The sequence below is a fragment of the Streptomyces sp. UH6 genome, assembly GCF_013421635.1.
Lineage (GTDB): Bacteria > Actinomycetota > Actinomycetes > Streptomycetales > Streptomycetaceae > Streptomyces > Streptomyces abyssomicinicus.
Genome location: NZ_JACADT010000474.1, coordinates 1 through 4,290, shown reverse-complemented (window position 1 = coordinate 4,290; position 4,290 = coordinate 1). Strand labels below are relative to the sequence as shown.

Annotated in this window: 5 protein-coding genes; 2 read left to right on the top strand and 3 right to left on the bottom strand. The window is 69.9% G+C overall.

Features of this window, described 5'->3' with window-relative positions; genetic code table 11:
- Together HW445_RS20255 and HW445_RS20250 are read right to left on the bottom strand one after the other, a co-directional pair.
- A partial coding sequence (locus HW445_RS20255) for an MFS transporter (RefSeq protein WP_257231180.1) occupies nt 1–1,355 on the bottom strand: 1,355 nt, incomplete at its 3' end.
- 28 nt (nt 1,356–1,383) lie between these two features.
- Complete coding sequence (locus tag HW445_RS20250) at nt 1,384–1,824, bottom strand: MarR family winged helix-turn-helix transcriptional regulator (RefSeq protein ID WP_180222401.1); 441 nt, start codon at nt 1,822–1,824, stop codon at nt 1,384–1,386.
- Between the two features lie 142 nt (nt 1,825–1,966).
- Between HW445_RS20250 and HW445_RS20245 the strand changes: the two genes are divergently transcribed.
- Complete coding sequence (locus tag HW445_RS20245; protein ID WP_246212915.1) at nt 1,967–2,194, top strand: hypothetical protein; 228 nt, start codon at nt 1,967–1,969, stop codon at nt 2,192–2,194.
- 52 nt (nt 2,195–2,246) lie between these two features.
- On the opposite strand, the gene HW445_RS20240 is transcribed toward HW445_RS20245, so the two are convergent.
- Entirely contained in the window at nt 2,247–3,698 is a 1,452-nt protein-coding gene (locus HW445_RS20240; protein ID WP_180222400.1) for an NCS2 family permease, read from the bottom strand.
- A 185-nt stretch (nt 3,699–3,883) separates the two neighbouring features.
- On the opposite strand from HW445_RS20240, the gene HW445_RS20235 reads away from it, so the two are divergent.
- Nucleotides 3,884–4,147 carry a DUF2530 domain-containing protein gene (locus HW445_RS20235; RefSeq protein ID WP_180222399.1) on the top strand — a complete coding sequence of 88 codons (264 nt, stop codon included), beginning with the start codon at nt 3,884–3,886 and terminating at the stop codon, nt 4,145–4,147.
- Nucleotides 4,148–4,290: the final 143 nt, after the last annotated feature.

Sequence of the window (4,290 nt, the reverse complement as noted above, 5' to 3'; positions counted from 1 at the left end):
GCGATCCGCAGGCGGCCGACGCGCGCCAGCACCACGCCCACCACGACCGCGGACAGCGCCGCGACCGCGCCGCAGACCGCGAACCCCGCCCGGGGGCCGTAGACGTCCGTCGCCCACCCGGCCAGCGGTGCTCCGAACGGCGTGCCGCCCAGGAAGATCATCATGAAGAGCGCCATCACCCGCCCTCGCATCGCCGGTTCGGTCGCCATCTGGATCCCGGTGTTGGCGGTGACGTTGACCGTCATGCTGAACGCCCCGATCGGCACCAGCAGCAGCGCGAACATCCACAGCTCGGGGCTGAGCGCCGCCGCCACCTCCAGCACGCCGAAGGCGAAGGCCGACGCGATCAGCAGCCGCAGCCGCGCCTGGCTCCGGCGCGCCGCCAGCAGCGCGCCGGCCAGCGAACCGACCGCGATCAGCGTGTTGAACAGGGAGTAGCCGCCGGCCCCGATGTGGAAGACGTCGTCGGCGAAGGCGGAGAGGACGACGGGGAAGTTGAACCCGAACGCCCCGACGAAGCCGATCAGGACGATCGTCCAGTACAGGTGCGGCCGCCCCGAGACGTAGCGGATGCCCTCCCGCAGCTGGCCCTTGGCGCGCGGGGCGCGTTCCACCGGGTGGAGTTCACGGGCCCGCATCAGCATCAGACAGGCGATGGGCGCGGCGAACGACAGGCCGTTGATCAGGAACGCCCAGCCCGTGCCCATGCCGGTGATCAGCACACCGGCGACGGCGGGCCCGACCAGGCGGGCGGACTGGAAGTTGGCGGAGTTGAGGCTGACCGCGTTCTGCAGCTGGCCCCGGCCGACCATCTCGGAGACGAAGGTCTGCCGCGCCGGGTTGTCGACGACCGTGGCCATGCCGACGAGCATCGCGGCGACGTACACGTGCCACACCTCGACGTGTCCGCTCAGGTCGAGCGCGGCGAGCGCGAGGCCGGTGACGGCCATCGAGGACTGGGTGACCAGCAGCGTCGGCCGCTTGGGCAGCCGGTCGACCAGCAGGCCGCCGTAGAGTCCGAAGAGGAGCATGGGCAGGAACTGCAGGGCCGTGGTGATGCCGACGGCGGTGGACGAGCCGGTGAGGCTGAGCACCAGCCAGTCCTGGGCGATGCGCTGCATCCAGGTGCCGATGTTGGAGACGACCTGGCCCGTGAAGAAGAGCCGGTAGTTCCGGACCCGCAGGGAGCTGAACATCGAGCCCCCGCGGGGCCGTTCGGCGGAACCGGTGCGGCGGGCGCCGCGGGCGCTACGTGCGGTGCGGGCGGTACGGGCGGTGCGGATCCTGCGGGTGGTGCCACGGGTCGTTGGTTCGATCGGTGCGGGGGCGGAGTCTGCTCCGGGTCCCGAACTCAAAGAGTTTCGCCTCCTTCTGGGGTCCAGCTCACAGGTGGGCGAGCTTCTCCAGCACCGGCGCGGCGGCGCGGAGCTTCGCCCATTCCTCCTCGTCGAGTCCCTCCTCCACCAGCGCGGCGAGGAACGCGTTCCTCTTGCGGCGGCTCTCCTCGAGCATCGCCTCGGCCGCGTCGGTCTGGGAGACGACCTTCTGTCTGCGGTCCTCCGGGTGCGGCTCCAGCCGCACCAGCCCCTTGGCCTCCAGCAGGGCCACGATGCGGGTCATGGACGGCGGCTGCACGTGTTCCTTGCGGGCCAGCTCGCCGGGGGTGGCGCGGCCGCAGCGGGCGAGGGTGCCGAGCACCGACATCTCGGTGGGGCTCAGCGACTCGTCCACCCGCTGGTGCTTGAGCCGACGGGCCAGTCGCATCACGGCGGAGCGCAGGTCGTTCACGGCGTGCGAATCGTCGCCGTGGGTGAGGTCCAGCATGTCTTTAGAGTAACTCATTACTCTGGCTAAAGAACACCGGGAGGGCCCCGTGGCGTCAAGAGGGTGCCCTACATCACCCGAAGGAGTGATCCGGGGAGCGGAAACGGGACACCTGTCCACACCCGGCGCGACCCTCGTCCCCATGCAGATGACGCAGACGACGGGTCACGACGACACCGGTGTGCTCAGCCTGCGTGTCGACGGGGACCTGCTCGACCGTCTCCGCACGCACGCGGCGAGGAGCGGCATGAGCGTCCAGGACTATGTCGTCCGGACGCTCGTGCGGGACGACTTCGACCAGCGGTTCCGGGCCGCGGTCGAGGAGACGCGGAAACACTACGGCCCCGCGCACGGGAACGCGGGGCCGTAGTGGCTGTGACGGCCGGAGCCGCCGGGCGCGGGGCCGGCGGGCCCCGGGCGGATCAGGCGAGGCCGAGGGCCGGCATCAGGTAGTAGAAGACGAACACCGCCGCCACCGCCCACATCGCGGCCGGGACGCCCTTGGCGCGGCCGGTGACCAGGCGCAGCACCGCGAAGGTGATGAAGCCGAGGCCGATGCCGGTGGTGATGGAGAAGGTGAACGGCATCGCCAGCATGGTGATGAAGGCCGGGATCGCGATCGACCAGTCGCTCCAGTCGATCTCCTTGATGTTGCCCGCCAGGATCAGGAAGCCGACCGCGACCAGCGCCGGGGTGGCGGCCTGCGACGGGACCATGGTGGCGACCGGGGTCAGGAAGAGCGCGACGGCGAAGAGCGCGCCGCTGACCACGTTGGCGAGACCGGTGCGCGCGCCCTCACCGACGCCCGCGGTGGACTCCACGAAGCAGGTGGTGGCCGAGGAGGAGCTGGCGCCACCGGCGGCGACCGCGATGCCGTCGATGAACAGCACCTTGTTCATGCCGGGCATCTGGCCCTGGGCGTCGGTCAGCTTCGCCTCGTCGCTGATGCCCATGATCGTGCCCATGGCGTCGAAGAAGCAGGACAGCAGGACGGTGAAGACGAAGAGGATGCCGGTCAGCAGGCCGACCTTCTCGAACCCGCCGAACAGGCTGACCTGGCCGATCAGGCCGAAGTCGGGGGCCGCGAAGGGGTTGCCGGGCCACTCGGGCGTGGTCAGGCCCCAGCTCTTCACGTCGGCGAGGGCGTGGATCACCATGGCGACGACGGTCATCACGACGATCGAGATCAGGATCGCGCCGGGCACCTTGCGGATCATCAGGGCGAAGGTGAGCAGCACACCGAGGACGAAGACCAGGACCGGCCAGCCGAGGAGCTGGTTGCCGACGCCGAGCTGGAGCGGGACGGTGGTGTTGGCGGCGTCCGGCATGCGGGTGACGAAGCCCGAGTCGACCAGACCGATGAGCAGCACGAACAGGCCGATGCCGATGGCGATCGCCTTGCGGATGCCGAACGGCACCGCGTTCATCACCCGTTCCCGCAGACCCGTGGCGACCAGCAGCATCACCACGAAGCCGGCCAGCACGACCATGCCCATCGCGTCCGCCCACGACATCCGCGGGGCGAGCTGGAGCGCGACGACGGTGTTGACGCCGAGTCCGGCGGCCAGCGCGATCGGCACGTTGCCGATGACGCCCATCAGGAGGGTGGAGAAGGCCGCGGACAGGGCGGTCGCGGTGACCAGCTGCGCGTTGTCGAGCTGGTTCCCGTACATGTCCTTCGCGCTGCCCAGAATGATCGGGTTCAGCACGATGATGTACGCCATCGCGAAGAAGGTGGCGAATCCGCCGCGGATCTCACGGGGCAGGGAGCTGCCGCGCTCGGAGATCTTGAAGAAGCGGTCGAGAGCGCCGAACCGGGGCCGGCTGCCCGGCTGCTCGGGCGCGGTGGCCTTGGCGGTGGCCGAGGTGGACATACGGAACCTCAGATGCACAGGGGGGTTGGGGGGTCCGCCCGGTGGGTCTCGTGGTTTCCTACGATGCGATCCAGCCAGACGGTGGTTCCACCAGTATGAACATATAAACCTGGCGTTAGCGAATCTCTGAACGCGAATGTGACGAGGGTCGAAAGAGGGTGCGACGGGCCTCGTAAACTGTGGTCATGGCGAAGTGGACCCCCAAGCACGAGGCGCCGGAGCCCCTGGAGGGGCCCGTGGTAGCCACCATCACCGGCGGCACGATCCTGTGGTTCGTCCTCTTCCTCGTCCAACTGCCCTTCTACGGATGGTTCGACGACAACGGGCACACGTGGTGGGTGTGGACCTGCCTGGCCGGCGGCGGGCTGGGGATCATCGGTGTCTGGTACGTCCGCAAACGGGACGCGGCGATCAAGCGGGCCGGGACGGAGCGGCACAGCGCCGCGTGACGCGTTTCACGCCACGTCCCTCACGCTGACGCCGCCCTCCGGCGCGCGCAACCCGCGCGCACCCGTCCGGCTCTTCCGCGGTCCTTCCTCCCGCCGCCCGGGCGGAGTTCCGGACGACGTCCCGGGCAGGGCAGGGCGGCCGG